At 62.2% G+C, this 23,519-nt stretch carries 20 protein-coding genes; 9 read left to right on the top strand and 11 right to left on the bottom strand.

Annotated features, from left to right (window positions below):
• Positions 1-11 precede the first annotated feature (11 nt).
• Positions 12-485 carry an Lrp/AsnC family transcriptional regulator gene (locus NE357_RS28920; protein ID WP_169432549.1) on the bottom strand — a complete coding sequence of 158 codons (474 nt, stop codon included), beginning with the start codon at positions 483-485 and terminating at the stop codon, positions 12-14.
• A gap of 144 nt (positions 486-629) precedes the next feature.
• Between NE357_RS28920 and NE357_RS28925 the strand changes: the two genes are divergently transcribed.
• Positions 630-1,259 (top strand): LysE family translocator, encoded by a 630-nt coding sequence (locus NE357_RS28925; protein ID WP_169432550.1) that lies wholly within the window; start codon positions 630-632, stop codon positions 1,257-1,259.
• On the opposite strand, the gene NE357_RS28930 is transcribed toward NE357_RS28925, so the two are convergent.
• From NE357_RS28930 to NE357_RS28960, 7 genes are read right to left on the bottom strand one after another with little or no spacing between them, the layout of a single operon-like run.
• Positions 1,256-3,394, bottom strand: a complete 2,139-nt coding sequence (locus NE357_RS28930) for a hypothetical protein (RefSeq protein ID WP_169432551.1) — start codon at positions 3,392-3,394, stop codon at positions 1,256-1,258. The two genes, NE357_RS28925 and NE357_RS28930, sit on opposite strands and share 4 nt — an antisense overlap.
• On the bottom strand, positions 3,381-4,574 hold the full coding sequence (locus tag NE357_RS28935; protein WP_169432552.1) for a DUF3142 domain-containing protein: 1,194 nt from the start codon (positions 4,572-4,574) through the stop codon (positions 3,381-3,383). The genes NE357_RS28930 and NE357_RS28935 overlap by 14 nt, the downstream gene beginning before the upstream one ends.
• A 48-nt stretch (positions 4,575-4,622) precedes the next feature.
• Positions 4,623-5,441 carry a class I SAM-dependent methyltransferase gene (locus tag NE357_RS28940; protein WP_169432553.1) on the bottom strand — a complete coding sequence of 273 codons (819 nt, stop codon included), beginning with the start codon at positions 5,439-5,441 and terminating at the stop codon, positions 4,623-4,625.
• On the bottom strand, positions 5,435-6,589 hold the full coding sequence (locus tag NE357_RS28945) for an acyltransferase family protein (RefSeq protein ID WP_169432554.1): 1,155 nt from the start codon (positions 6,587-6,589) through the stop codon (positions 5,435-5,437). The genes NE357_RS28940 and NE357_RS28945 overlap by 7 nt, the downstream gene beginning before the upstream one ends.
• Positions 6,586-7,470: a class I SAM-dependent methyltransferase gene (locus NE357_RS28950; protein WP_169432555.1), complete on the bottom strand. Its 885-nt coding sequence runs from the start codon at positions 7,468-7,470 to the stop codon at positions 6,586-6,588. Before NE357_RS28950 ends, NE357_RS28945 begins: the two co-directional genes overlap by 4 nt.
• Complete coding sequence (locus tag NE357_RS28955) at positions 7,467-8,771, bottom strand: glycosyltransferase (RefSeq protein WP_169432556.1); 1,305 nt, start codon at positions 8,769-8,771, stop codon at positions 7,467-7,469. The genes NE357_RS28950 and NE357_RS28955 overlap by 4 nt, the downstream gene beginning before the upstream one ends.
• Positions 8,765-10,351, bottom strand: coding sequence for a glycosyltransferase (locus NE357_RS28960; RefSeq protein WP_169432557.1), 1,587 nt, complete (start codon positions 10,349-10,351; stop codon positions 8,765-8,767). Before NE357_RS28960 ends, NE357_RS28955 begins: the two co-directional genes overlap by 7 nt.
• 401 nt (positions 10,352-10,752) lie before the next feature.
• On the opposite strand from NE357_RS28960, the gene NE357_RS28965 reads away from it, so the two are divergent.
• The 8 genes from NE357_RS28965 to NE357_RS29000 are packed head-to-tail and all read left to right on the top strand — an operon-like array spanning position 10,753 to position 19,738.
• A complete protein-coding gene (locus NE357_RS28965) occupies positions 10,753-11,667 on the top strand; it encodes a GDP-mannose 4,6-dehydratase (RefSeq protein ID WP_169432558.1) in 915 nt (304 codons plus the stop codon).
• Positions 11,664-12,635 carry a GDP-mannose 4,6-dehydratase gene (gmd, locus tag NE357_RS28970; RefSeq protein WP_007954189.1) on the top strand — a complete coding sequence of 324 codons (972 nt, stop codon included), beginning with the start codon at positions 11,664-11,666 and terminating at the stop codon, positions 12,633-12,635. The genes NE357_RS28965 and gmd overlap by 4 nt, the downstream gene beginning before the upstream one ends.
• A gap of 3 nt (positions 12,636-12,638) precedes the next feature.
• Complete coding sequence (locus NE357_RS28975) at positions 12,639-14,081, top strand: mannose-1-phosphate guanylyltransferase/mannose-6-phosphate isomerase (protein WP_169432559.1); 1,443 nt, start codon at positions 12,639-12,641, stop codon at positions 14,079-14,081.
• Complete coding sequence (locus tag NE357_RS28980) at positions 14,082-14,879, top strand: ABC transporter permease (protein WP_169432560.1); 798 nt, start codon at positions 14,082-14,084, stop codon at positions 14,877-14,879.
• Entirely contained in the window at positions 14,879-16,129 is a 1,251-nt protein-coding gene (locus NE357_RS28985) for an ABC transporter ATP-binding protein (RefSeq protein ID WP_169432561.1), read from the top strand. The genes NE357_RS28980 and NE357_RS28985 overlap by 1 nt, the downstream gene beginning before the upstream one ends.
• The gene (locus NE357_RS28990) at positions 16,126-17,493 is read left to right on the top strand and encodes a glycosyltransferase family 4 protein (RefSeq protein ID WP_169432562.1); all 1,368 of its coding nucleotides are present in this window, start codon (positions 16,126-16,128) and stop codon (positions 17,491-17,493) included. The genes NE357_RS28985 and NE357_RS28990 overlap by 4 nt, the downstream gene beginning before the upstream one ends.
• Positions 17,477-18,607: a glycosyltransferase family 4 protein gene (locus NE357_RS28995; RefSeq protein ID WP_169432563.1), complete on the top strand. Its 1,131-nt coding sequence runs from the start codon at positions 17,477-17,479 to the stop codon at positions 18,605-18,607. Before NE357_RS28990 ends, NE357_RS28995 begins: the two co-directional genes overlap by 17 nt.
• Positions 18,608-19,738 (top strand): glycosyltransferase family 4 protein, encoded by a 1,131-nt coding sequence (locus tag NE357_RS29000; protein ID WP_169432564.1) that lies wholly within the window; start codon positions 18,608-18,610, stop codon positions 19,736-19,738.
• A gap of 4 nt (positions 19,739-19,742) precedes the next feature.
• Here the strand turns inward: NE357_RS29000 and NE357_RS29005 are convergent, their stop codons facing one another.
• The 3 genes from NE357_RS29005 to NE357_RS29015 form a co-directional block, all read right to left on the bottom strand.
• Entirely contained in the window at positions 19,743-21,773 is a 2,031-nt protein-coding gene (locus NE357_RS29005; RefSeq protein ID WP_169432565.1) for a 2Fe-2S iron-sulfur cluster-binding protein, read from the bottom strand.
• Positions 21,774-21,818: 45 nt separating this feature from the next.
• On the bottom strand, positions 21,819-22,445 hold the full coding sequence (locus NE357_RS29010) for a glutathione S-transferase family protein (protein ID WP_169432566.1): 627 nt from the start codon (positions 22,443-22,445) through the stop codon (positions 21,819-21,821).
• A gap of 104 nt (positions 22,446-22,549) precedes the next feature.
• Positions 22,550-23,476 (bottom strand): LysR family transcriptional regulator, encoded by a 927-nt coding sequence (locus NE357_RS29015; protein WP_169432567.1) that lies wholly within the window; start codon positions 23,474-23,476, stop codon positions 22,550-22,552.
• Positions 23,477-23,519 lie beyond the last annotated feature (43 nt).

Genomic DNA, 23,519 nt, shown 5'->3' on the forward strand with positions numbered 1-23,519 from the left:
TGCGGGAAGTATCAGGACGGCAAATGCCCCAGCGGCAACGCGCCCGGGGTCTTCACCGTGTGAATCGCAAAATTGCTGCGGATGTCGCTTACCCCCGGCAACTTCAGCAGGCAACCGGTGAGGAAACGGTCATAGGCACGCAAGTCCGGTACCACCACTTGCAGCAGAAAATCCGATTCCCCGGAGACCAGAAACGCCGAAATCACCTCTGGCAATGCTGTCACTGCGTGATGAAACGCCTCGGCCTGTTCATCGTTGTGGCGCTCGACCTTGACCCCGACGAACACCGTCAGCCCCAGCCCCACCTCGTCACGGTCCAGGTTCGCCTGATAACCGCGAATCACCCCGGCCTCTTCCAGCATGCGCACCCGGCGCAGGCACGGCGAGGCGGACAACCCGATCTCGTCCGCCAGTTGCACATTGCTCAGACGCCCGTCTCGTTGCAGCGCGGCGAGAATCTTGCGATCGAAGGCGTCGAGTTTCATGGTTGGCAGATCCTGATGGTGTAACGGCAAAAAGAAAGCAGGTTATGCCAATCCGCGTGGTTATTGAAGCGAACTACGCAAGCACCTGCCCTGCCCCTCAGTCATAGACTGATTGCACCGAATCGACAACGAAAGGGGTGCGACATGGCGAGTCTCTGGCTGTTTTTCCTGGCTTTGGCGGTGGTCTATCTGCTGCCCGGCCCGGACATGATCCTGCTGTTGCAGACCGGTGCCCGCCAGGGTCGCGGCGCAGCACTTGCCACGGCGGTGGGTCTGGCCGTCGCCCGAGCCTGTCATGTAGCGCTCGCGGCGCTGGGGCTGGCGGCGCTGTTCAAGGCGGCGCCGTGGACGTTCGATGCCGTGCGAATGGCCGGGGCGGCGTACCTGCTGTGGATCGGCATCCAGTGCCTGCGCACCACGCTGCTGCCGGATCTGAACGCCGGGACCGTAACGGACAGCCAGGGTCAGTGGCGCGCAGCGATCCGTCGTGGCCTGCTGACCAACCTGCTCAACCCGAAAGCCTTGTTGTTCTGCTCGGTACTGCTGCCACAGTTCATCGTGGCGAATGGCGCGCCGGTGCTGACGCAGTTTGCGGTGCTCGGCGCGATGCTGGTGGCCGCAGGATTGCTGTTCGACAGCGCCTATGCCCTGCTCGGCACGGTATTGGGCCGCTGGCTGAAACACAGCCCGACGGCCCAACGGGTGCAGCAGTGGTTGTTCGGCAGCCTGTTGATCGGCTTCGCCGTGCGCCTGACGTTCGTCCAGCAGGCTTAGGCTTTGCGAGCCTTGCGCTGGCGCCGGGTAATCATCAACACGGCCACGGCGGTGAACACGACAATCGCACCGATCTGCACCGGCCACTTGTACGGCCGCAGTGTCGAACGCACCGAGTCGGTCACCTGAGTGACATAGCGCTTGTCGGCGTTTTCAAAATCCGGGTACGGGCACTGATGGCCAAAATCCACCGCCCACGGAACGTAAGGCCCTTCATCGACATAGCGCTTGTACAACGCGCTCTGCTCTTCCAGGCTGCTGTTCCAACCGGCGGCCGAGCACAGCACGGCAGCGAACGCCTGACTGGTGTGCGGCAGGTTATCCGCCGCACGACTGGCCAACGCCGTGGCAACGAAACGGTAGTGATAACGTTCATCCGGCTGCGCTTCACTGGCCTTCTGGCGTTGCACCTCGGCTTCGCTCACCAGCGGCCCGACTTTCAGTTCGGTGGTTTCCAGGCTGTAGTTGCCGCCGAAGGTCGCGTAATCCGGGGCCATTTCGTAGCCCAGGATGTCCATGCCCCACTCGCGGGCCGTCCACGCGGCATTGAACAGCGCACTGGCACGCTTGGTCGGCCACCATGCCGAATCGGCCTTCAGGCGTTGTTCGCCGTAGAGCCGGGCCTTGTTCTGCAGATCGGCATTATCGAAGTAACCGACCGCTTCTTCGTAGTGCCCTTCACGCAGCAAACGCCGACCCAGCAGATTGCGCAGGCTTGCGGCGACCGGCAGCGGCACGTAATTGTCGCGATCCTGCTGACTCAGCGCAGGTGGCGCCGGCACATTGGTATCGACATAGTTTTTCAGTTCCTCGACCGTCAGCACTCGCTCCGCCACGGTCGCAGCGTCAAACCAATAAATAGCCTTGCTGCGATACAACTGGTCGAAAGCCTGCAGATACTCACCCCGTTGCAGCGCAAGAATCGCGCTTTCACCCTCGACCCGGCACTTGGGTTGCAGGGTTTCGAGATTCCAGTCGGCCGTGCGCCGCTCGCCCCAGGATTCGTCCTGCGGGAACGCCTGCGCGGCTTTGGCATAAGCCGCTGCAGCGGCGTTTTTATCGCCGTCACGCACCGCCAGTTTCGCCCGCAGCCACCACGCCAGACCGCCGTCGCCTGCATGTTCGAGGAACGCCTTGGCGCTGGCGTAATCGCCCTGTTGATAATTCATGGCCGCCAGGCGATCGGCGTTGTCGAGGCTGCCGCGAGTACTTTCCTGCAAAGCCTTGATCAGCTTTTTCTGATTCGGCGGCTCATCGCCGAACGACCAGCCGATCCGGCTGATCAGCGAGGCCGTCACCAGTTGCTGCACCGCTTTGCCGCGCAGCAACTTTTCAAGTCTGTCTTCAGGCTCTTCGGCCAGGTCGTTCATCAACAGCTTCAACGAGGTGTAGCCGACGTTCGAGCCATGCAGGTTTTGCGTGGCATAGAGCTCGATGGCCTTGTCCCAACTGCCCGCCGTGCGCAGCGCTCGTGCTTCTTCGCCGAGGCTGGCCACGCCAAGCTCCAGCGGATCGCTGAAACCGTCGATGCTCAGTTGCCGCGTCTGGCGGAAGGCCTCGATGGCGTTTTCCAACGCCTGGAGTGCATCACCCGCCTCGCTGCTCATGGCAAAGAAAGCCCGGCCCAGCGAATACGCGGCCCAGGTGCTGCGCAACGCCCGCTGATCGGCCGGCAACGCCAGCAACTGACGGAAATACTCGACAGCCAATTGATGGTCGCCGGCGCCGAACGCCACGGCGCCCGCCACATACAAACGCAGTTCCGCCGGCAGGCTCGCGCCCTGCACCTCGACCTGACGGGCATCGGTCAGGCTGCGCAGTTGTTTGACCAGCGCTTGCTGTTCAGGCGTCAGGCCGATCTGCTCGGCCTTTTCGCGCACCTCGGCAAGCTCTGGCGCCTCGGCGTAGATGTCATCCGGATTGTGGGTGGCGGCGGTGACGTTCTTGAGCCCCGCAATGGTTTTGCCGAGGCGACTGATCTCGAACTTGAAGTTGCCCTCCGGCAGTTCCGCCAGCGATTGCCCGCGATCGTCGAGCAGACGCATCGGGAAATCAGGGCCGCAGGCCAGTGCCGATCCCAGCGGCAGGCTGAGGCTCAGGCAAAGCAGGTGGCGGGGCCAGTTACGGGTCAACATGCGAGCCTCCTTGATCAATATTTGCGCAACGTGCCCAACCGATCGCACGTTGCCCGCCCGCCGGCAATCGGCCGTCGCGCAAGCGGGTGAAGGTAAGCAGATCCGCGGTCTGTTGCAATGCATAACCGGCGAGCGCGTCGGCGCCTTCGCAACCCCGGGCTTTGACGGTGATGCGAGTGGGCCAGGCGCTGTCGAGGTTACCGACGTTACGCAGGGCGATGTCTTGCAGGCCGTTCTGTTCGGTGAACGTCAGGCCGAGCTGACTGCTCAACGCATCGCCTCGGGCGACCGCCTGCAGCGTGCTCAGACTCCAGGCCCTGCGGTCGCTGGCCAGCGGCAGGCGAAACCAGATCAGACCGGCCAGATGTGCCGGGCGATCCTCGCGAAGTTCAATGGCCAGCCGGCTCAGTTGCTGCGGATCGGCGAGCAACTCGCGTCGCTCGCCGCTGCGTTCCAGTGTGACTTCACTCTCCACCACCGGAGCGCCACCGGCGTCCGGCAACAGCGCCACACCGTAGGCGGGCAACGCCAGGTAGAACGGTTGTTCGGTCACCCGCCCCCAGGCCCTGGCCCAGCGTTGTGCCTGCTCGGCGTCGAACAGACCGCGACGGGGGTCACTGACGGCATGCACCTGCAACACACTGCTGTCGACAGCCGCCAACAGCGCCGGCAATTGCGGGCTGTCTAGCCAGGCGGGTAACGCGGTGATGCTCAAGGGCAGGTTGGCCGGCAATGCGGCGCGCAAATGAATGAGGAAATCGGTGTAGGCCGGCAATCGGGCATTGCCGGCGTCATGGTCGATCTCGACGCCGCTCGGGGTCAGTCCCTGCCCTTGCCAGTCGGCGAGCACCTGAAGGATCTGCGCCGTGACGGCTTGCTGGTCGAGCGCCTTGAGCTGACCGTCGAGACGAATCACCGCAATCAGCGGCCGGGCATCCTGCTTGAGCAGTGCGTAATCGACTCGCGCCCGATTCCACCCGGCATTCGGGAAGGCTTGCAGCGCCAGCACCCGAAGCGTCGAGAAGTCGCCATGACTGTCCTTCAGGGCGATTTCATGGGCCGGCGTCCATTGCCGTTGCCAGACGTAGAGTTGCTGATCGAGCGGCACGGCGTCCTGGCGTTCACAACCATAGAGCAGCAACATCGCCACCACGGCTGACCACCCGATAAAAAAGCGCATACCTTGCAGATCCCTGAGACATCAGGCTGCAAGGTTACACAAAAGCGCTCAGGGCTTGCGGGCGATGATCACCTGACTTTTCGCCACCACCGCATCCAGCGCCTGCTTGATCTGCGCGCCGCGCGGCGAATCGAGCACCGCTTGCCAGGTATCGGCCCAATGGTTGAGCAGCGGATGGTCCGGGTTGCTGAATTCGACCTTGGCTTCCCAGAACAGCATCATCCACATCGACCAGTAAAAACCGTACTGGCTATGGCTGATGATCTCCAGCCCTGCCTCGCTGACCATGGCCTTGAACTGCTCTTCACTGATGATGCGAATGTGGTTGGGCTTCTGGAAATACTCCGGTGCCGCGATGTCTTTCTGCAAATCTTCGGAACTGGGGTGCGGCACGCTCAGCAGGTACAGCGCGCCCGACTGGCCGACACGCACCAGTTCGGCGAGAAACTGTGCCGGGTCGTCGACGTGCTCGATGACTTCAGTAGACACCACGCGCGTGGCGGTGCCATCGGCAATCGGCAGCGGGTTGCAGTCGGTGACGTGACACTCGACGCCACGGGCCGGCGTGTCGCTCAAGCGCTGGCGGGTCGCTTCGACCTTGGCACCGTCGATGTCGGCGATGATGATCTTCGCCCCGCGCATGCCGCAGAAATGTACGTTGCCACCGTCGCCACAACCGACATCGAGCAACGTGTCATCGGCGGTCACCGGGAAGCCTTTGAACAGCTCGCCGGTCTCCTGGTTGAACCAGCCACTGAGCATTGCATCGTGCAGGCCGAGCATGTACGGATCGACCTTGTCGGCAGCAGGCTGCGCGGCTGCCGGGACAGGCGTCGGTGCTGTGAGTTTCTTCAAAAGGCTCAGCATGAGGTGGCTCCAGAGGATGGGACGGCGTTGCGCGATATACCGAGACCCCGCACCAGGGCGGCGCCGCGATTGCGCATCGGCATTTCGATGAAACGATAATTCAGCTCGCTGAGCAGCACGATCAGGCCACCGGCAATCAGCAGCGTCACGACCGGATGCCCCGCCGGGCTCGGCAGACCGGCACTCTGCAAACGGAAGATCAGTTCCCGCACCAGTTGATAGGCCGGGATGTGGATCAGATAGATGCCGTAGGAGCGGCTGCCGATCCATGCCATCAGCCGCTGCACTCTGCCGGCCGGCAACAGGTAATCGCGGTTGTACGATGCGATCCACACCAGCAGCGCGCCGAGCACGGCAATCGAGCCGATCCGGTAAGAGGCGAAGGTGAAACGGTCGGTGGCCATGTAGCTCAACAGCAGCGCCAGCACGATCAGCGCAGTCACACCGGCCCACGGATGACGCAGGAAGGTCGGCTCCCATCGCCGCCAGGACGGCTGCACGCTCCACATCGCCAGCAACACGCCGAGGGCCAGCGCATCGGTACGGATCACCATCAACAGCGGCGTGCGCAAGGTGAACAATTGCACCGCGACCAGCGCCAGCAACGCCCAGACCAGATGCTTGCGGCACACCAGAATCAGCAGCGGGAACAGCAGATAGAACTGCTCTTCCAGCGACAGGCTCCAGTACACGAAGCTGCTGCCGTACTCGTAATGAAAAAAGCTGTCGGCAAAACGGAAATTGGCGTACTGCAATACACCGGCCAGCGTCGCTTGCAGGTTGGCGTGCAGCGTACCGAAAGCCCCGGAGCGATTGAGAAACACACATGCGAGCAGCATCAGCGCCAGCCATAACCAGGCCGACGGCAACAGACGGAAGGCCCGGCGCAACCAAAAGTTACGCGTCTGTTCCCAGTATTGCTGGCGAGTCGAACAGCCTCGCAGCGCCGGGATCAGGCTACGGGCGATGACAAATCCGGAAATGGCAAAAAACAGGTCAACGCCCCACCACGGCTGTGCCCAGGCATGAACCCTTTCAAGCAGCGGCACCGGATCGGTGAACAGGCTTCCCTGCAGGTGATGAAACAGCACGCCGAGCACGGCGACCGCGCGCAGGACTTCGATGTCCATGATGCGCTTGCCGCTCATGACACACGCCCTGCATCGAGCGGTTTACGGGCAATGATCACCTGACTCTTGGGCATGAACCGGTCCAGCATCTGCTTGATCGCCAATCCGTCGGGCTGCGCCAGCAAGTCCTGCCAGGTTCTGGCCCAGCCTTCCATCAGGGGTGGATACGGCGCCTGGATCCGGTCGCGCACGGCACCGCCGAGATCACGTCCGGCAGCACGTTCGCTGGCCCAGAAAAAGATCATGCCCATGACCCAGAAAAATCCCGTGGCCTGGCGATGCTCGATCACCAGACCGGCGTCCTCCACCAGTGCCGCGAAACGTTCCGGGGTAAAAATCTGCACGTGGTTGGGTGACTGGTAATAACTGGCCGGGGCGATTCCCTGCTGCAAATGCTCACCCACCGGTGCCGGCACACTGAGCAGGTACAACGCTCCGGGACGCCCCATGCGCACCAGTTCGGCCATGAACGGTTCGGGCTGGTCGATGTGCTCCAGTACTTCCATGCACACCACCTTGCTTGCACAACCATCGCTCAGCGGCAGCGGCAGGCTGTTGCTGACCAGACCGAGACTGGGTTTACGGCTCTGCGCTTCGACTTGCCGGGCGAGGTCATGCACCTTGTCGTGTTCGCTGTCGGTGAAGATCACCGAGGCGCCCTGGCGCACGGCGAACAATGTCGCCACGCCCTCACCGCAACCCACGTCGAGCAGGGTGTCGTCCGCACCGATGGCAAAGCCCTTGAGCAACTCGCCACTGTCGCCGTGAAACCAGCCGTCGAGCATCGCATCGTGCAACCCGACGTCCCGCGGCGACACGCTGACAGCCTTCGGTTCAGGTGCAGAGACCGGCACCGATCGCATGACCGGACGCAAGCGCCTCAGTAATGCGCGGATCATGTGCCTGTGGCTTCCGTTGCAGCGACAGCGCGGAGCTCGTGCACTTGAGCGAGAAAATCGCGCAAACGCTGCTCGGCCAACGCCTGACTGCAGAACGCCTGGAGACTGGCAACGGCTTGCGCCGACATTTGCGCATAACGCCCGGGATCGTTCTTCGCCACCTCATAGCTGTCGCGATAGGCCACGCAGACCGATGCCCAGTTGGTCATGTAGCGCAAAGTGCGGAACGCCTTGCGCGGATCGTGGGGCCAGGCAGTCAGTTCATCGGTGGACTCGACCAGGAACGCGTTGTCGGTGCTCAGGTAATCGATCATCGCCGTGGTACGCGGTGCTACGGCCGGCTTGCCGCAGGACATGAATTCCATCAGGGGCAGGCACTGGCCTTCACCGTAGGAAGTGTTCACCACGTACCGGGTGGCCTGCACCAGACGTTCGTAGTCCGCGTCCGCGAGGTAGCCATAAATCAGCACGATGCGGCAGCGGTAGGACTGGTTTTTGTACAGGTGATGAAGAATGTCGCTGAGGGCTTCTTCTGCATCGTGGTGGGTGAGTTTGAGGACCAGCGTCGCGTCTTCGATGTCGCGGAACGTCACGCAGAATGCGCTGAGCATGTCTTCCCAGTTCTTGCGTCCGTCGCCGGGATTGAACACCGACGTGTAGACGACACCGTCCAGCAACAACGCCTGCTCGCACACCGGCGCCTGGAAATCGATGCCCTGGCCACGACGCAGATGCTTAGGGCCGAAGGCGTCGAGATCGAGCTTGCGACTGTCGGCCACCAGCCCCTTGATGGTCAGGCGCACCGGCCCCGTCGAATGCTGCCCCTGAAGCTGCGCGCCCCGGGCCGCGAAGCGATCCCACACCGGCGCCGGGACAGCAACAATCGGGTAATCGGCGCCCATGGCCTCGCGCACGGCGTTGACCGTGTAACTGGAATGGGTGATCGCCGCGCCGCAGGCCCGGAGCACCGTGCGCCAGTCATTGCGCGGCTCGTTGTCGAAGGGCTCGTTGGGGATGGTGCTGAATTCCCAGGCGAACACCGGCAGCGTCGGGCACGCCAGATGGATTGGCGTGCGGTGCGGCGGCGAGAACGACAGAAACACGCACGGTTCGCCATGCGCCAGGCATTCCAGATACAGCGCATCGACTTCCCGGGCCGGGTCCACTACTTCCACCACGCGCCCGAGACGCTCGAGCACCGGGCGGTATTCCTTGAGCACGAAGTAATAGCTGTACTCCGAACGGCCCAGGTTTTGCGCGATGGTGTGCTGGTTGGTTTCCGAATGAATGATGATCAGCATGAGGCGTTGTCCGTCACGGGCGCAGATTCAGCGGCCCCTGGCTCGAGGCCGAAAAAGTCCGCCATGCGCTGCTGCACCGGGGCAAACGCGCAGTAGTCGTGCATGCGTTCGACAGCGGCGGCAGACATCCGCGCGTAATCCTGCGGCTGCGCCGTGGCCATCCGGTAGCTGTTTTCGTAAGCGCTTTTGAGCGACGCCCAGTCCGGTCGATAGCGCAGGGTGCGGTAGATGATGCGGGTGTCCTGGGGCCAGATCGTCAGCTCTTCGCTGGACTGGACGACGAAGGCCACGGTGTCATCGATGTAGTCTTCCATCGCCGTGTGATCCGGCGCGATCACCGGTTTGCCGCTGGACATGAACTCCATCAGCGGCAGGCAAAGGCCTTCGCAGCGTGAAGCGTTGACGTAGAAACTGGCGGCCCGGTAGAGCCGCGCGTATTGCGCATCGTCCAGATAACCGTGCATCACCAGCACCCGGCAGGCGAACGGCGTCAGTTGCGCAAGCAAGGTCATCAGTTCGCTGTAGTAGGACGCCAGATCGTTCTGGGTGATCTTCAGCACCAGCGTCGCATCAGGTGTTTGGCGAAAGGCCCAGCAGAACGCGGTGATCAGATGGTGCCAGTTCTTGCGACCGTCTCTGGGGTTGAATACGGTGACGTAAATCACCCCATCGACCGTGGCTTCAGCCACCCCCGAGGTGTCCGGCAGGTCCGGTGGCGGCGGCTCGGCCACGGGCACGGCATGGGGGCCGGCAATGTTCGGCAGGCGTCGCTCGAGCCAGGCATGGACTTTGTCCGGCACCAGGTCGCGCAATCCTTCCCAGTACCCGTGATGCAAATATTTCACCCGGGCGATGGGCTCAGGTTGATCGCTCGGGTTCAGCACCCACAGGCGCAGGTAATGGCGGGCAATCACCAGGCGCCGTTTGAACGTCAGCGGTGGCGGGCGCAGCGCCTCGATCTCGGCCAGCTGCTCGGCAGTCAGCGGCTTGGGCAACAGATCATCGGCGCAAAGGCCCAGCGTCCTGCTGTCGAAAATGCAGCCCTTGATCGCCAGCGTCGTACCGGAATTGATCGGCGCACTGACATGCCCTTCACGAACAGCGGCAAAGCTTTCCCACAGCGGGGTTGGCAGCACCAGCACCGGAAACGCTTCACCCATGGCGCGGCGGATTGCCCGGGCAGTATGGCTCGACAGCGTGATGACCCGTCCATGTCGGGCAAGCATCTGCGTCCAGTCATGGCGCGAATCACCGTCCCACGACTCGTCGGGAATCGTATCGAACTCCCATGCGATGACGCAGATCGTCGGACACTCGATATCGGTCGGGGTATTTTGCGGCGGCGTGAACGACAGGAACACGCTGCGCTCACCGGCAGCGAGCAACTGCCGATAGAGCGGATCGATCTCGGCGGTGGTGGACACCACATGCACCCGACCCAGGCTTTCAAGCACCGGGCGATAGGCCTTGAGCACGAAGTAATAGCTGTATTCGGGACGCCCGAGACTCTGGCTGATGGAGCGATCGTTGACGTCCGAGTAGAGAATGAAATTCATGGCATCCCAAGGTGCGACCGCCATCCCGGCAGCCTCACGCTATAACGGCCAGGCGTTGGATCGAGCCGGTATCACCGGGGTTCGTCCTGCGTCATCGGGCACATTTCTGTTCTTGTTTTAATGGTCGGTTTTACCCTGTCGCACGACCCTCAGGAAAAACTGCCGGGGAACGCGACGAGGGGCATTCTAAACACATCCGTCGCGGATTCGTGAACCGCCCGGCGAGAAAAATCCGGCTACTCTGACGAGAACTGACCGGTCACGATTTGTCCTGTTGAAATTGTCACGCAATTGGCACAGATTGGCAGCCAAACAACTACAACAATGACTTCACCTACAGACCTGCCGAATTGCTCCTACGATTCGACAGCAAATTCCCGACAAGCCTGTGGGAAAGGTGAACGTTAAAGACCAAGGGGCGCTGTTTGAAAAAAAGTCTGTTCATCACGGGCCTCAGTGGGTTCGTGGGACAACACATCCAGTCACGTCTGCAAGAGGAAGACGCGTCGTGGCAGTTGCTGCCTGCCGCCTCACCCTATGACCTGACAAAACCTGAAAGCCTTGTCGATCTGTGGCCGCAACTGCCCGATGCGGTCATTCACCTCGCTGGCCAGACCTTTGTCCCCGAAGCCTTCCGCGATCCGGCACGTACCCTGGACATCAACCTGCTCGGCACCTTGAACCTGTTGCAGGCGCTCAAGGCCCGCGGTTTCAAAGGCACGTTTCTGTATGTCAGCTCAGGTGATGTCTACGGCCAGGTTGAAGAACACGCTCTACCCATTACCGAACAACAACCACCCTGCCCGCGCAATCCCTACGCCGTAAGCAAGCTGTCGGCGGAATTCCTCAGTCTGCAGTGGGGCCTCAGCGAAGGCTGGCCGGTATTGGTGGCGCGCCCGTTCAATCACATCGGCACCGGGCAGAAAGACAGCTTCGTCATCGCCAGCGCCGCACGCCAGATCAGTCGCATCAAACAGGGCCTGCAAGGGCCGCAACTGGAAGTCGGCGACATCGACGTCACCCGGGATTTCCTCGACGTTGACGACGTGGTTTCCGCCTATTTCGCGCTGCTGGAAAAGGGCACGCCGGGTCAGGTCTACAACATTTGCTCGGCCCGTGAACAAAGCATCCGCAGTCTCATCGAGCAAATGGCCGATCTGGCCGAAGTCAACCTGCAACTGGTTCAGGATCCCGCACGCATGCGTCGCGCGGATCAGCGTCGCGTCTGCGGCAGCCATCAACGGCTCGCCCGGACCACAGGATGGACGCCGCAAATCACTACACAACAATCCCTGCGGGCGATCCTGTCCGACTGGGAGAAGCGAGTACGACAAGAATGACAAAAAGTGCATTGATCACAGGGATTACCGGCCAGGACGGTGCTTATCTGGCCAGACTGCTGCTCGACAAGGGATACAAGGTTCACGGGCTGGTGGCGCGGCGCAGCAGCGATTCGCGCTGGCGTCTGCGGGAAATGGGGGTCGAAGCCGACATCGTGTACCTGGATGGCGACATGGCCGATGCCTGCTCGGTGCAGCGGGCGGTCATCAAGTCGGCGCCGGACGAAGTCTACAACCTGGCGGCCCAAAGCTTCGTTGCCGCCTCCTGGGATCAACCGGTGACCACCGGCATCGTCGATGGCCTGGGCGTGACTCACTTGCTCGAAGCGATCCGCCAGTTCAGCCCGCACACGCGTTTCTACCAGGCATCGACCAGCGAGATGTTCGGTCTGATCCAGGCCGAGCAACAGGACGAGAACACCCCGTTCTACCCGCGCAGCCCTTACGGCGTGGCCAAACTCTACGGCCACTGGATCACCGTCAACTACCGCGAAAGTTTCAACCTGCACGCCAGCAGCGGCATCCTGTTCAACCATGAATCGCCACTGCGCGGCATCGAGTTCGTGACCCGCAAGGTCACCGACGCGGCCGCCCGGATCAAGCAGGGCAAACAGCAGGAACTGGCCCTGGGCAACATCGACGCCAAGCGCGACTGGGGCTTTGCCGGCGACTACGTCGAAGCCATGTGGCTGATGCTGCAACAGGACAAGCCCGACGATTTCGTGGTCGCTACCGGCGTCACCACCACTGTGCGCGAAATGTGCCGCATCGCCTTCGATCACGTCGGCCTGAACTACCGCGATTACGTGAAAATCGACCCGGCCTTCTTCCGTCCGGCCGAAGTCGAAGTGCTGCTGGGCAACCCGGCCAAGGCCCAGCGTGTGCTGGGCTGGAAACCGAAGACCGACCTCGACACCCTGATCCGCATGATGATGGATGCGGACATGAAACGCGTCGCCAAGGAGTAGGCCATGCTGATCCCCGTGATTCTGTCCGGCGGTGCCGGCACCCGTTTGTGGCCGGTGTCCCGAGAGGGCCATCCCAAGCCGTTCATGACCCTGCCCGACGGCCAGTCGCTGCTGGGCAAGACCTACCGGCGCGCTGCCGGTCTGCTGGACGGCTGGGGAGACATTGTCACGGTGACCAACCGCGAGTACTACTTCCAAAGCAAGGATCACTATCAGGCCGCGCGCCTGTCACGGCACCGCGGACACTTCCTGCTCGAGCCCACCGGCCGCAACACGGCCCCGGCCATCGCTGCGGCAGCACTGTCACTGCAAGCCCTGCACGGCGACGAAGCGATCATGGTGGTGATGCCCGCCGACCACCTGATCGTCGACGAAGTGGCGCTCAAGAGTGCGGTCGAACACGCGGTCAATCTGGCGAAGGACGGTTACCTGGTGACCTTCGGCGTAGTGCCGACCGCTCCGGAAACCGGCTTCGGCTACATCGAGACCGGCGCGCCACTGGATGCCAGAGGCGCGGCCAAAGTGCAGCGTTTCGTGGAAAAACCCGACCTGCAGACCGCCACCCATTATCTGGAGAGCGGTAACTTCCTGTGGAACTCGGGAATGTTCTGCTTCACCACCGCGACCCTGATCGCCGAGCTGGCGCTGCACGCCCCCGTGCTGCTGGAACAGACCCGCGCCTGCATGGCCGCCAGCGAACCGGTGGAAACCGTCGGCTGCCTGCAACAGGAATTGTCGGCGGCGCTGTTCGCCGAGATCACCGATATTTCCATCGACTACGCGCTGATGGAACGCTCGGAAAAAGTGGTTGTGGTTCCCGCCAGTTTCGACTGGAGCGACATCGGTTCATGGGGCGCGGTAGCGGCGCTGGTGCCCGCAGATGCTGACAATAACCGCGCCAGCGGCGAAGCGATCTTCATCGACAGCCGCAACAACTTCGTCCAGAGCGAAGGCCGGCTGGTGGCTGCGGTGGGTGTAGAAGACCTGATTGTGATCGACACCGCCGACGCCGTGCTCGTCGCCCACGCCGACCGTGCTCAGGATGTACGCCGGGTCGCCAAGCAGCTCAAGGACAAGTCCCACGAAGCCTATCGCCTGCACCGCACGGTCAGCCGTCCATGGGGCACCTACACCGTGCTCGAGGAAGGCCCGCGCTTCAAGATCAAACGCATCGTGGTCAAACCCGGCGGCAAGCTGTCGCTGCAGATGCACCATCACCGCAATGAACACTGGGTGGTGGTCGAAGGCATGGCCAAGGTCACCAACAACGGTACCGGTACCACGCTGGTGGCCAAGAACGAGTCGACGTTCATCGCTGCCGGTCACAAGCACCGTCTGGAGAACCCCGGCGTGATCGACCTGGTGATCATCGAAGTGCAAAGTGGCGAATACCTGGGAGAGGACGACATCGTCCGCTTCGAAGACCAATACGGCAGGACGGTGTGAATGCTGCTTTCCCTGTACCGCTCGCTGCACGACTACCGGGGTTTCATCCTCGGTAGCGTCAAACGGGAGTTTCAAGCGCGGTACCGCAATTCGCTGTTCGGCGCGCTGTGGACGGTACTCAACCCGCTGTCGATGATCATCGTCTACACCGTGATCTTTTCCCACATCATGCGCGCCCGTCTGCCTGGCGTGGACGACGGCATGGCCTACAGCGTCTACCTGTGCGCCGGGCTGCTGACCTGGGGCCTGTTTTCGGAAATCACCCTGCGCAGCCAGAACATGTTTCTGGAGAACGCCAATCTGCTGAAGAAAATCAGCTTCCCGCGCCTCTGCCTGCCGGTGATCGTACTGCTCAATGCCGGTATCAACTTCGCGATCATCATCGGCCTGTTCCTCGGTTTTCTGTTGATCACCGGACGCTGGCCGGGGATGGCCCTGTTGGCACTGGCGCCGTTGCTGGCGCTGCAAGTGCTGTTCTGCGCCGGGCTGGGCATGATCCTCGGCGTGCTCAACGTGTTCTTTCGCGATGTCGGGCAATTGTTCGCCATCTGTCTGCAATTCTGGTTCTGGCTGACGCCCATCGTGTACCCGCTGAGCATCCTGCCCGAGTGGGTGCAGCGCCTGCTGCAACTCAACCCGCTGACCAATCTGATCGGCAGTTACCAGAACCTGTTTCTCTACGGTCAATGGCCGGTGTGGAGCTCGCTGCTGCCGATCTTCGTGATCGGCCTGCTGCTGTGCGTGATCGGGCTGCGCCTGTTCCGCCGGCGGGTCGGCGAAATGGTGGATGAACTCTGATGGGGCACATACGCGTCACCGGCCTGGGCAAGGCCTACAAGCAGTACCCCACCCGCTGGAGTCGCCTGGCCGAATGGCTGATTCCGTTTTCGCCGATGCGCCATCGCCAGCACTGGGTGCTGCAGGATGTGAATTTCGAAATCGCCCCCGGTGAAGCGGTGGGCATCGTCGGGGTCAACGGCGCTGGCAAAAGCACCCTGCTCAAGATGATCACCGGCACCACCCAGCCCACCTGCGGCCAGATCCAGCTCGAGGGCCGGGTCGCGGCGCTGCTGGAGCTGGGCATGGGTTTTCACCCGGACTTCACCGGGCGGCAGAATGCGGTGATGGCCGGGCAACTGCTGGGCATGCACGTCGAAGAAATTGAAGCGCTGATGCCGGACATCGAACGCTTCGCGGAAATCGGCGAGGCCATCGATCACCCGGTGCGCACCTACTCCAGCGGCATGCAGATGCGCCTGGCCTTCAGCGTCGCCACCGCGCGCCGCCCGGACATACTGATCGTCGACGAAGCGCTGTCGGTGGGCGACGCCTACTTTCAACACAAGAGCTTCGACCGTATCCGCAGCTTCCGCAAAGCCGGCACCACGCTGCTGATCGTGTCCCACGACCGCTCGGCGATCCAGTCGATCTGCGACTCGGCGATCCTGCTCGAGGCCGGCCACATGGCTATGCACGACAAACCCGAAGCGGTCATGGATTACTACAACGCCCTGCTCGCCGAACGCGAGGGCCAGACCGTGCGCCAGGAACTGCTCGACGGCGGCCAGGTGCGCACCGTGTCCGGCACCGGCGAGGCCGGGATCCTCAGCGTGCGACTGCTCGATGAGCACGAGCGCTCCATCGAAGCCGCCGAAGTCGGTCAGCCGGTAACACTGGAAGTCGACGTCGAGATTCGTCAGGACATCGAACGGCTGGTGCTGGGGTTCATGATCAAGGATCGTCTGGGCCAGGCCATGTACGGCATCAACACCCACCGACAGAACAAGGCGCTGGAAGATCTGCATGCCGGTGAGCGCATCACCTATCGCTTCGCCTTCGTCATGGGCCTGGGCAAGGGCAATTACTCCGTGGCCCTGAGCCTTTCGCGGCTGGATTCACACCTGGACCGCAACTTCGAATGGCGTGATTACGGCCTGGTGTTCCACGTGATCAACAACCGCCAGGAAGATTTCGTCGGCTGTTCCTGGCTGGGCGCCAGAACCTCGATCACCCGCCATGCGGACAGCCTCGCGGAGCGTGCGCCATGAAACGCCTGCTGGTCGAATGCACCCACGTGTTCAAACACCCGAAAGTCAATTCCGGGATTCAGCGGGTGGTGCGCAATGTCATCAAGCAACTGCCGCCGAGCGCTGAAGGTGTCGAGTGCGTGCCGGTAGTCTTGCTCAAGGGCGAGCTGTACCGCGTGAAGCGCCTGGCGCCACTGAACGCTCCCCTGTTCAATGCCATCGTCACGTTTGGCGAGCGCCTGGAACGGCTGGCCCATCGCTTCTGGCAACTGCATCAGCGCCTCGACAGCCGCTGCCGGAGCAAAACGACACGACGGGGCCTGTACGTCGGCTATCGGCTGGGCTCGTTCGGCCTGTTCGGTATCCCGTTGCGGCTGATCGAACGCGTCAACCGCTATCAGTTGCCCCAGCGCTGTGAGCCACTGGAACACCAGCCCGGCGACCAACTGGTGTTGCTGGATTCGTCCTGGCACTCGGACTTCTTTCTGCATGCCGAACGCCTGAAAGACCAAGGCGTGGGCATCGTAGCGGTGATCTACGACCTGATTCCCCTGACCCACCCGCAGTTTTACGACACGCGGCTGGTGCAGGTTTTCAGCGAATGGTTCGACTGGATCACCCGTACCGCCGACGGTTATCTGGCGATTTCCGCCACCGTGCGCGATCAGGTGCGCGAGGAAGTGCAGCGCCGTCTCGGTCCGGCAGATGTCGAAAAGCGCTGGTTCGACTATTTCCACCTCGGCTCCGAGCTGGATCTGCAAAGCGTCGATGCAGCCGTCGAACCGCAGCTGGAGCGTGTGTTCACAACGCCAGAGCCGGTGTTCCTGATGGTCAGCACCATCGAACCACGCAAGAACCACGACTATCTTCTGGATGCCTTCGAACGCGCCTGGGCAGCCGGTTCAAATGCGCGCCTGTGCATCGCCGGACGCATCGGCTGGAAGTGCGATGCCCTGCTCGCCCGGGTACGCAATCACGCCGAACTGAACCGGCGTCTGTTCATGTTCAACGACTTGAGCGACACCAGCCTGGAATACGCGTATGCCCACTCCAGCGCATTGGTGTTCCCGTCGTTCGTCGAGGGCTTCGGCCTGCCGCTGGTGGAAGCCATGCAGCGCGGATTGCCGGCGATGGGCAGCGACATCGCGGTGTTCCGCGAGATCGGCGGCGAATTCATGGCCTACTTCAATTTGCACGATCCGCAACGCCTTGCCGATCTGGTGACGACCTTCGAGCGCAGCGGCCAGTTTCCCGCCGCCCGTAACGTGGCCGAGTGGCATTGGATCGGCTGGCGCGAAGCCAGTCAGCAACTGGCCGAACGCACCGCACGCCATGTGCTGCAAGCGCCCGCGGCGCAAGCGAGGTCCCATGCGCATAGCCCTTAACGCACGGATTCTCCAGGCACCACGCACCGGGATCGGCCATTACGTTGCTGAACTGGTCAACGCCTTGCACACCGAAACCGATATCGACGTGGCACTGTTTCACGGCTGGGGCTGGAGTGCGCAGTTGCCGGAAGCGGCGATGCCCGGCTACTCGCGCCTGAGCCCAGTGCTGCGCAAGATCCCCGGCGCCTATCAGGTACGCCGCTGGCTGGAACAGAAACGCTTCGATCAGGGCCGCACACCCGACATCGACCTGTATCACGAACCGAGCCTGTGGCCGCTGGCCTTCGACGGCCCGACCGTGATCACCCTGCACGATCTGACGCACCTGCATTTCCCGGACACGCAGCCGCAGGCACGGCTCAGGGAAATCGAGCGGCGACTGACCGACGGCATCCAACAGGCACAGGTGATTCTGACCGACTCGCAAGCCATCGCCGACGAAGCACAACGCTATTTCGGGCTGCCAGCCGAGCGCTTCGTGGTGGCACCCCTGGGTGTCGCCGAGCGCTTTCATCCACGCGAGCCGCAAGCCATCGACGCCGTGCTCAAGGCGCATGCCGTGGAGGCGGGGGAGTATTTCCTGTGCGTCGGCACGCTGGAGCCGCGCAAGAACCTGAGCCTGGCCCTGCGCGCCCACGCGCTATTGCCCGAAGCCGTGCGCCAGCGCTTCCCGCTGTTGATCGTCGGTATGGCCGGCTGGCAGCGCGAACAATTCAGTGAGCAATTGCGTGAAGCCCTGGCCAGCGGTCATGTCTGCCTGCTCGGCTACTTGCCGGATGAACAGGTTGCGCAATTGCTGGCCGGCGCCCGGGCGCTGGTTTTTCCCTCGTTGTATGAAGGTTTTGGCCTGCCGGTACTGGAAGCGATGGCCAGTGGCACGCCGGTGGTGGTCACTCGCTCTTCGGCAATGCCGGAAGTGGCAGGGGTCGCCGGTAACTACATTGAAGCTGACGATGCAGACGGCTTGCGCGATGCGCTGAGTCGCCTGATCGACGATCAAGCGCATTGGCAGGCATGCCGAGAAGCCGGATTGCAGCAGGCACGGCTGTTTTCCTGGAAGCGTTGCGCGCAGGCCACGGCCGGCGCCTACCACCAGGCCATGGGAGGTTGAATGCGAGTACTTCATTTTTTCAAGACGTATCTGCCTGACTCGGTCGGCGGCATCGAGCAAGTGATCTTCCAGCTCTGCGAGAGCGGCGCCCAGCACGGTATCGACGGCCAGGTGCTGACCCTCAGCGCCCATCCCGAACCGGCCGTGGTTCAACTGGGGCAACACGAAGTGCATCGGGCCAGACTCGACATCCAGTTCGCTTCCACCGGGTTTTCCTGGAGCGTCTTCAAGCAGTTTCGCGAACTGGCCGCCGAAGCCGACGTGATCAACTACCACTTCCCGTGGCCGTTCATGGATCTGGTGCATTTCGCCAGCGGCATGGACAAACCAAGCGTGGTGACCTACCACTCGGACATCATCCGCCAGAAGAACCTGCTCAAGCTTTATCGCCCGCTGATGAACCGCTTCCTCTCCAGCGCCGACCGGATCGTTGCCGCTTCGCCGAATTACCTGCACACCAGTGATGTATTGCAACAGTTCCAGGACAAGACCCGGGTCATTCCCTATGGCCTGAACAAGGCCGGTTATCCACAGCCTGACGCCGAGCGCATGAACCGCTGGCGCCAGCAGCTTGGGGATAAGTTTTTCCTGTTCGTCGGGGTGATGCGCTACTACAAGGGCCTGCACATCCTGCTCGATGCCTTGAAAGACGTGGACTATCCGGTGGTGATCGTCGGTGCCGGCCCGTTGGAGCAGGCGCTGCACGCTCAGGCAGCCGCGCTGGGTCTGCGCAACATTCACTTCCTCGGACGGGTGAGCGATGACGACAAGGTCGCCCTGCTGCAACTGAGCTACGCCATCGTCTTCCCGTCGCACCTGCGCTCGGAAGCGTTCGGTATTTCGCTGCTCGAAGGCGCGATGTACGGCAAGCCGATGATCTCCAGCGAGATCGGCACCGGCACCAGCTACATCAATATCCACAACGAAACCGGACTGGTGGTGCCGCCGAGTCATCCACAGGCGTTTCGCGAAGCGATGCGTACCCTGTGGGAAAACCCGACCCGCGCCGCCGAAATGGGCGTCAAGGCTGAAGCCCGTTACCGGCAGTTATTCACAGCCGACGAAATGGGCCGCAAGTGGAACGAGCTGTATCAGGAACTGCTGGAGGAAAAGGCGCTGTCCTACGCCTGATCCTTTACAGATCCAGCACCAGCGGCTGGGTACTTTGCGCCGGCACCGCACAGCAGATCAGCACCTGCCCTTCCTCCGGCACTTCGGCCGGGGGCTGTGGATAATTCACTGCGCCGCTGATCAGCCGCGTCTTGCAGGTGCCGCAGGATCCACCGCGGCAACTGAATTCCGGACGCAGTCCACGGCTTTCCGCCAGTTCCAGCAGACTGCCGCCGTCGGGCTGCCAGCGCGCTTCCTTGGCCGAACGCTCGAACACCACCGGCACCGAAGTGGTCGCGGCAGGCAATTGCTCGATCACGATCGCATCCGGATCGGGTTGGCGCTTGAGGGTCGAGGGGCCGAAGGTTTCGGCGTGGATCTGGTCGTCGCGCACATCCAGTTCACGCAAAGTGTCGTAGATCCCCTGGGTAAAACCGCCGGGGCCGCAGAGCACAAAGTCGACCTGATCAAAGTCCTCGTCGGTCAGCAGATTGCGCAATAGATCGCCATCGATACGGCCACGCATATCGAAATCCTCGCCTTGCACCAGATCGTCCTCTGGCTGGCTGAGCACTCGCAACACCTTCACGGCGTCACCGGCGTCCTCCAGCAACCGATCCACCTCTGCGCGAAACGGCTGGTCGGCGAGGCTGCGGGAACTCTGAACAAACAGGGTCGGACGAATCCGCCGGGTACGCAGGCCTTGATAGACCACCTCACGCAGCATCGACAGCAACGGCGTGATGCCGACTCCGGCCGCCAACAACACCAGTGGACGGCGTTCCAGCGCCGCGACCGTGAAATGCCCTTGAGGCAAGCGCGCCTCCAGCACATCGCCTACGCGAATCTGCTCATGCAGGTGCGTCGACACACGTCCTTCGCGTTTGACGCTGATTCGGAAAAAATCGTCCGACGGCGCGCCGGACAGGCTGTAGGTACGGATGTGCACCTCGCCATCGAGGTTGAACCGTAGCGGCAGATGCTGCCCGGCGAGAAACACCGGCAGCCCCGCACCGTCGTCCGGCTCCAGATAAATCGACCGTATATGACGGCTTTCCATTTCAATCCTGGCCACCCGCAATGGTCGCCAGCTGTCCCCCAATGCCTTGGCCTGCAACCGTGCATCGGCCTGGGCCCAGTTACCGGTCAGCAGGCTGGTGGGTGACATACCGTCGAAGCGCCAGCGAAGAGCCAGCGCTGCCGGACGCCGAACCAGTTTCTCAACTTCGAATGTCCACAACCTTTCGGCGCCTTGGAAAGCCTCGATCTGTGGCCCTTCGAGAATCACCTCGGTGCGGCCGCTGAGCTGCAACACATCGCCTGTGGAAAAGTCGATAAACAGCAACCCGGCCAAGGGATTGAGGAGCAGATTGCCGAGGGTATTGAAGTGCAGATTGCCGGCAAAATCCGGGATCGTCAGTCGATTGCCCTCAATCCGCACAAAACCGGGCTGACCGCCACGGTGGGAAACATCGACTGAACGCTCACCGTCGACATCAACGTAACTGGCGACAAAGAAAGTGTCGGCACTTTCGATCAAGGCAATGGCGGCGTCATCGAGGCTGTCACGGTGTTCGGCCTTGCGGGTCTGCGGATCCGTCAGTGGCACCCGCTGAAACTGGCGCAACTGAATGTACTGCGGGCAGTTGCCAAACGACTGATCCACCGTCAGCGTAAAACCGTCCGCCCCGAGGCTGCCGATATGGCCATTGAGCCGATTGCGCCGGCGAGTATGCAGTTCGATGCCAAGCAGGCCGATCGCGGCACCGGCCTGCAACTGCGCCGGATCATCGGCAGCTGGCAGGCTGGCGAACTGCATTTGCGTCGGCTCGGGAGAGTGGGCGAATCCCGGTTCGCCCTCCAGCACACTGGCCCATGGACGCCCCTCGGCATCGACGGCGCCGTACAGCATGAAGGGCAATTGCTGATAGAACTGACGGTGCTGATCCGGCATCCAGGTGCGAATCACCTTACGACCGAACTCCTCCATGCGTTCGGCAACGCCGACATGGGCCTGCAATTGTTGCTCGCCAGCGTGCCACGGTGAACGTTCCATCTCGGACTCTCCCCTGCACCGTCGGCGCAGTGTGGGTGATCAATGTCAGGCAGTGGTTTGCAGGCCGGCGACGGTGCGCGGCATGCCGACAAAACCGGGCAGCGCTTCGATCCGCGCCAGCCAGGCACGTACATTGGCGTAGTCGTCCAGCGACACATTGCCTTCCGGTGCATGGGCGATGTAGCTGTAGGCCGAGATGTCGGCGATGGTCGGCTCGTTGCCCACCAGGTACGGGGTTTTGCCCAGTTCCACATCCATCACCTTGAGAAAGTTGTGCGCACGGGTGATGACTTCCTCGGCGTTGAACTTCGCCCCGAACACCGTGATAAGCCGCGCCGCAGCCGGGCCAAAGGCAATCGGCCCGGCTGCCGCCGACAGCCAGCGCTGGACACGCGCTGCGCCGACCGGGTCGCTCGGCAGCCAACGACCGTTGCCGTACTTCTGCGCCAGATACACCAGAATCGCATTGGAATCGGCCAGCACCACGCCATTGTCATCAATGGCCGGCACTTGCCCGAAGCTGTTGATCGCCAGGTATTGCGGTTGTTTGTGCTCGCCCTTGGCCAGATCAACGAAGATCAGCTCGGTCGGCAGTTGCAACAGGGACAGCATCAGCTCGACCCGGTGGGCGTGGCCGGAACGCGGGAAGTTGTAGAGTTTGATCGCTTGCATGGTCGACTCCGCTGGACGTTTGCGTCGCCCGAAATGGGCGACAACCGTGGCAGCCATCTTCCACCTATCGCGAAAACAACAGAATAACCAGCAAACGCAATCCATTATTTCTCTGGATGAAATAACGCCGCGTTTTTCAGGGCTGGATGCTCGCGCAAGGCGCTCACGGTGTAATCGACAAAACTGCGCACCCGGGTCGGCGCCTTGCGCCCGCCCTGATACACCACATGGATGGGCAGCGGCGGCAACTCGTACTCGGCGAGGACGATTTCCAGCTCACCCGAGGCGATCTTGCCGGCCACCTGATAAGACAGCACCCGAGTCAACCCAAGCCCCAAACAAGCGGCGGTGATAGCCGCCTGATTGCCGGTGACCACCAGTCGCGGCTCAGGCCTGACGCTCAAGGGTTCACCGCCTTCCAGAAACGGCCAGTTGCGCAGCTGACCGATGGCCGAGGTCGCCACCACTGGCGCACCGGCCAGCGCCTGGGGATGGGTTGGCCGCCCATGCGCGACGAAATAATCCGGCGAACCGCAGATCACCCGACGCACCTCGCCGACCCGGATCGCATGCTGGTTGCTGTCCGGCAAATCACCGATGCGGATCGCCACATCCACGCCTTCCTCGACCATGCTCACCACACGATCCAGCAACAGGGCGTTGATGGAAACGTCCGGGTATTGCGTCAGATAACCCGCCATCACCGGTGTGACAAACAGCTCGCCGAACAACACCGGCGCCGTCACCGTCAATTGCCCACGGGGCTGGGTGTGGCTGCCGGCAGCGGAGTCTTCGGCTTCCTGCACCTCGGCAAGAATCCTCCGACAGTCTTCCAGGTAACGCTGACCCGCCTCACTCAGGTGCACGCTGCGGGTGGTGCGAATCAGCAATTGCGTACCGATCCGCTGCTCCAGCGCCGCCACCGCCCGGGTGACGCTGGCCGCGGAAAGACCCAAGCGCCGCGCGGCAGCGGAAAAGCCCTGTTCCTGAGCAACGGCCGCGAAGACCTGCATTTCCTGGAAGCGATCCATGGTGTCCCCGAAGTGGATGAAAAACCGCCTCGCATTATAGGCA

It is taken from the genome of Pseudomonas sp. G7(2022) (assembly GCF_052660475.1).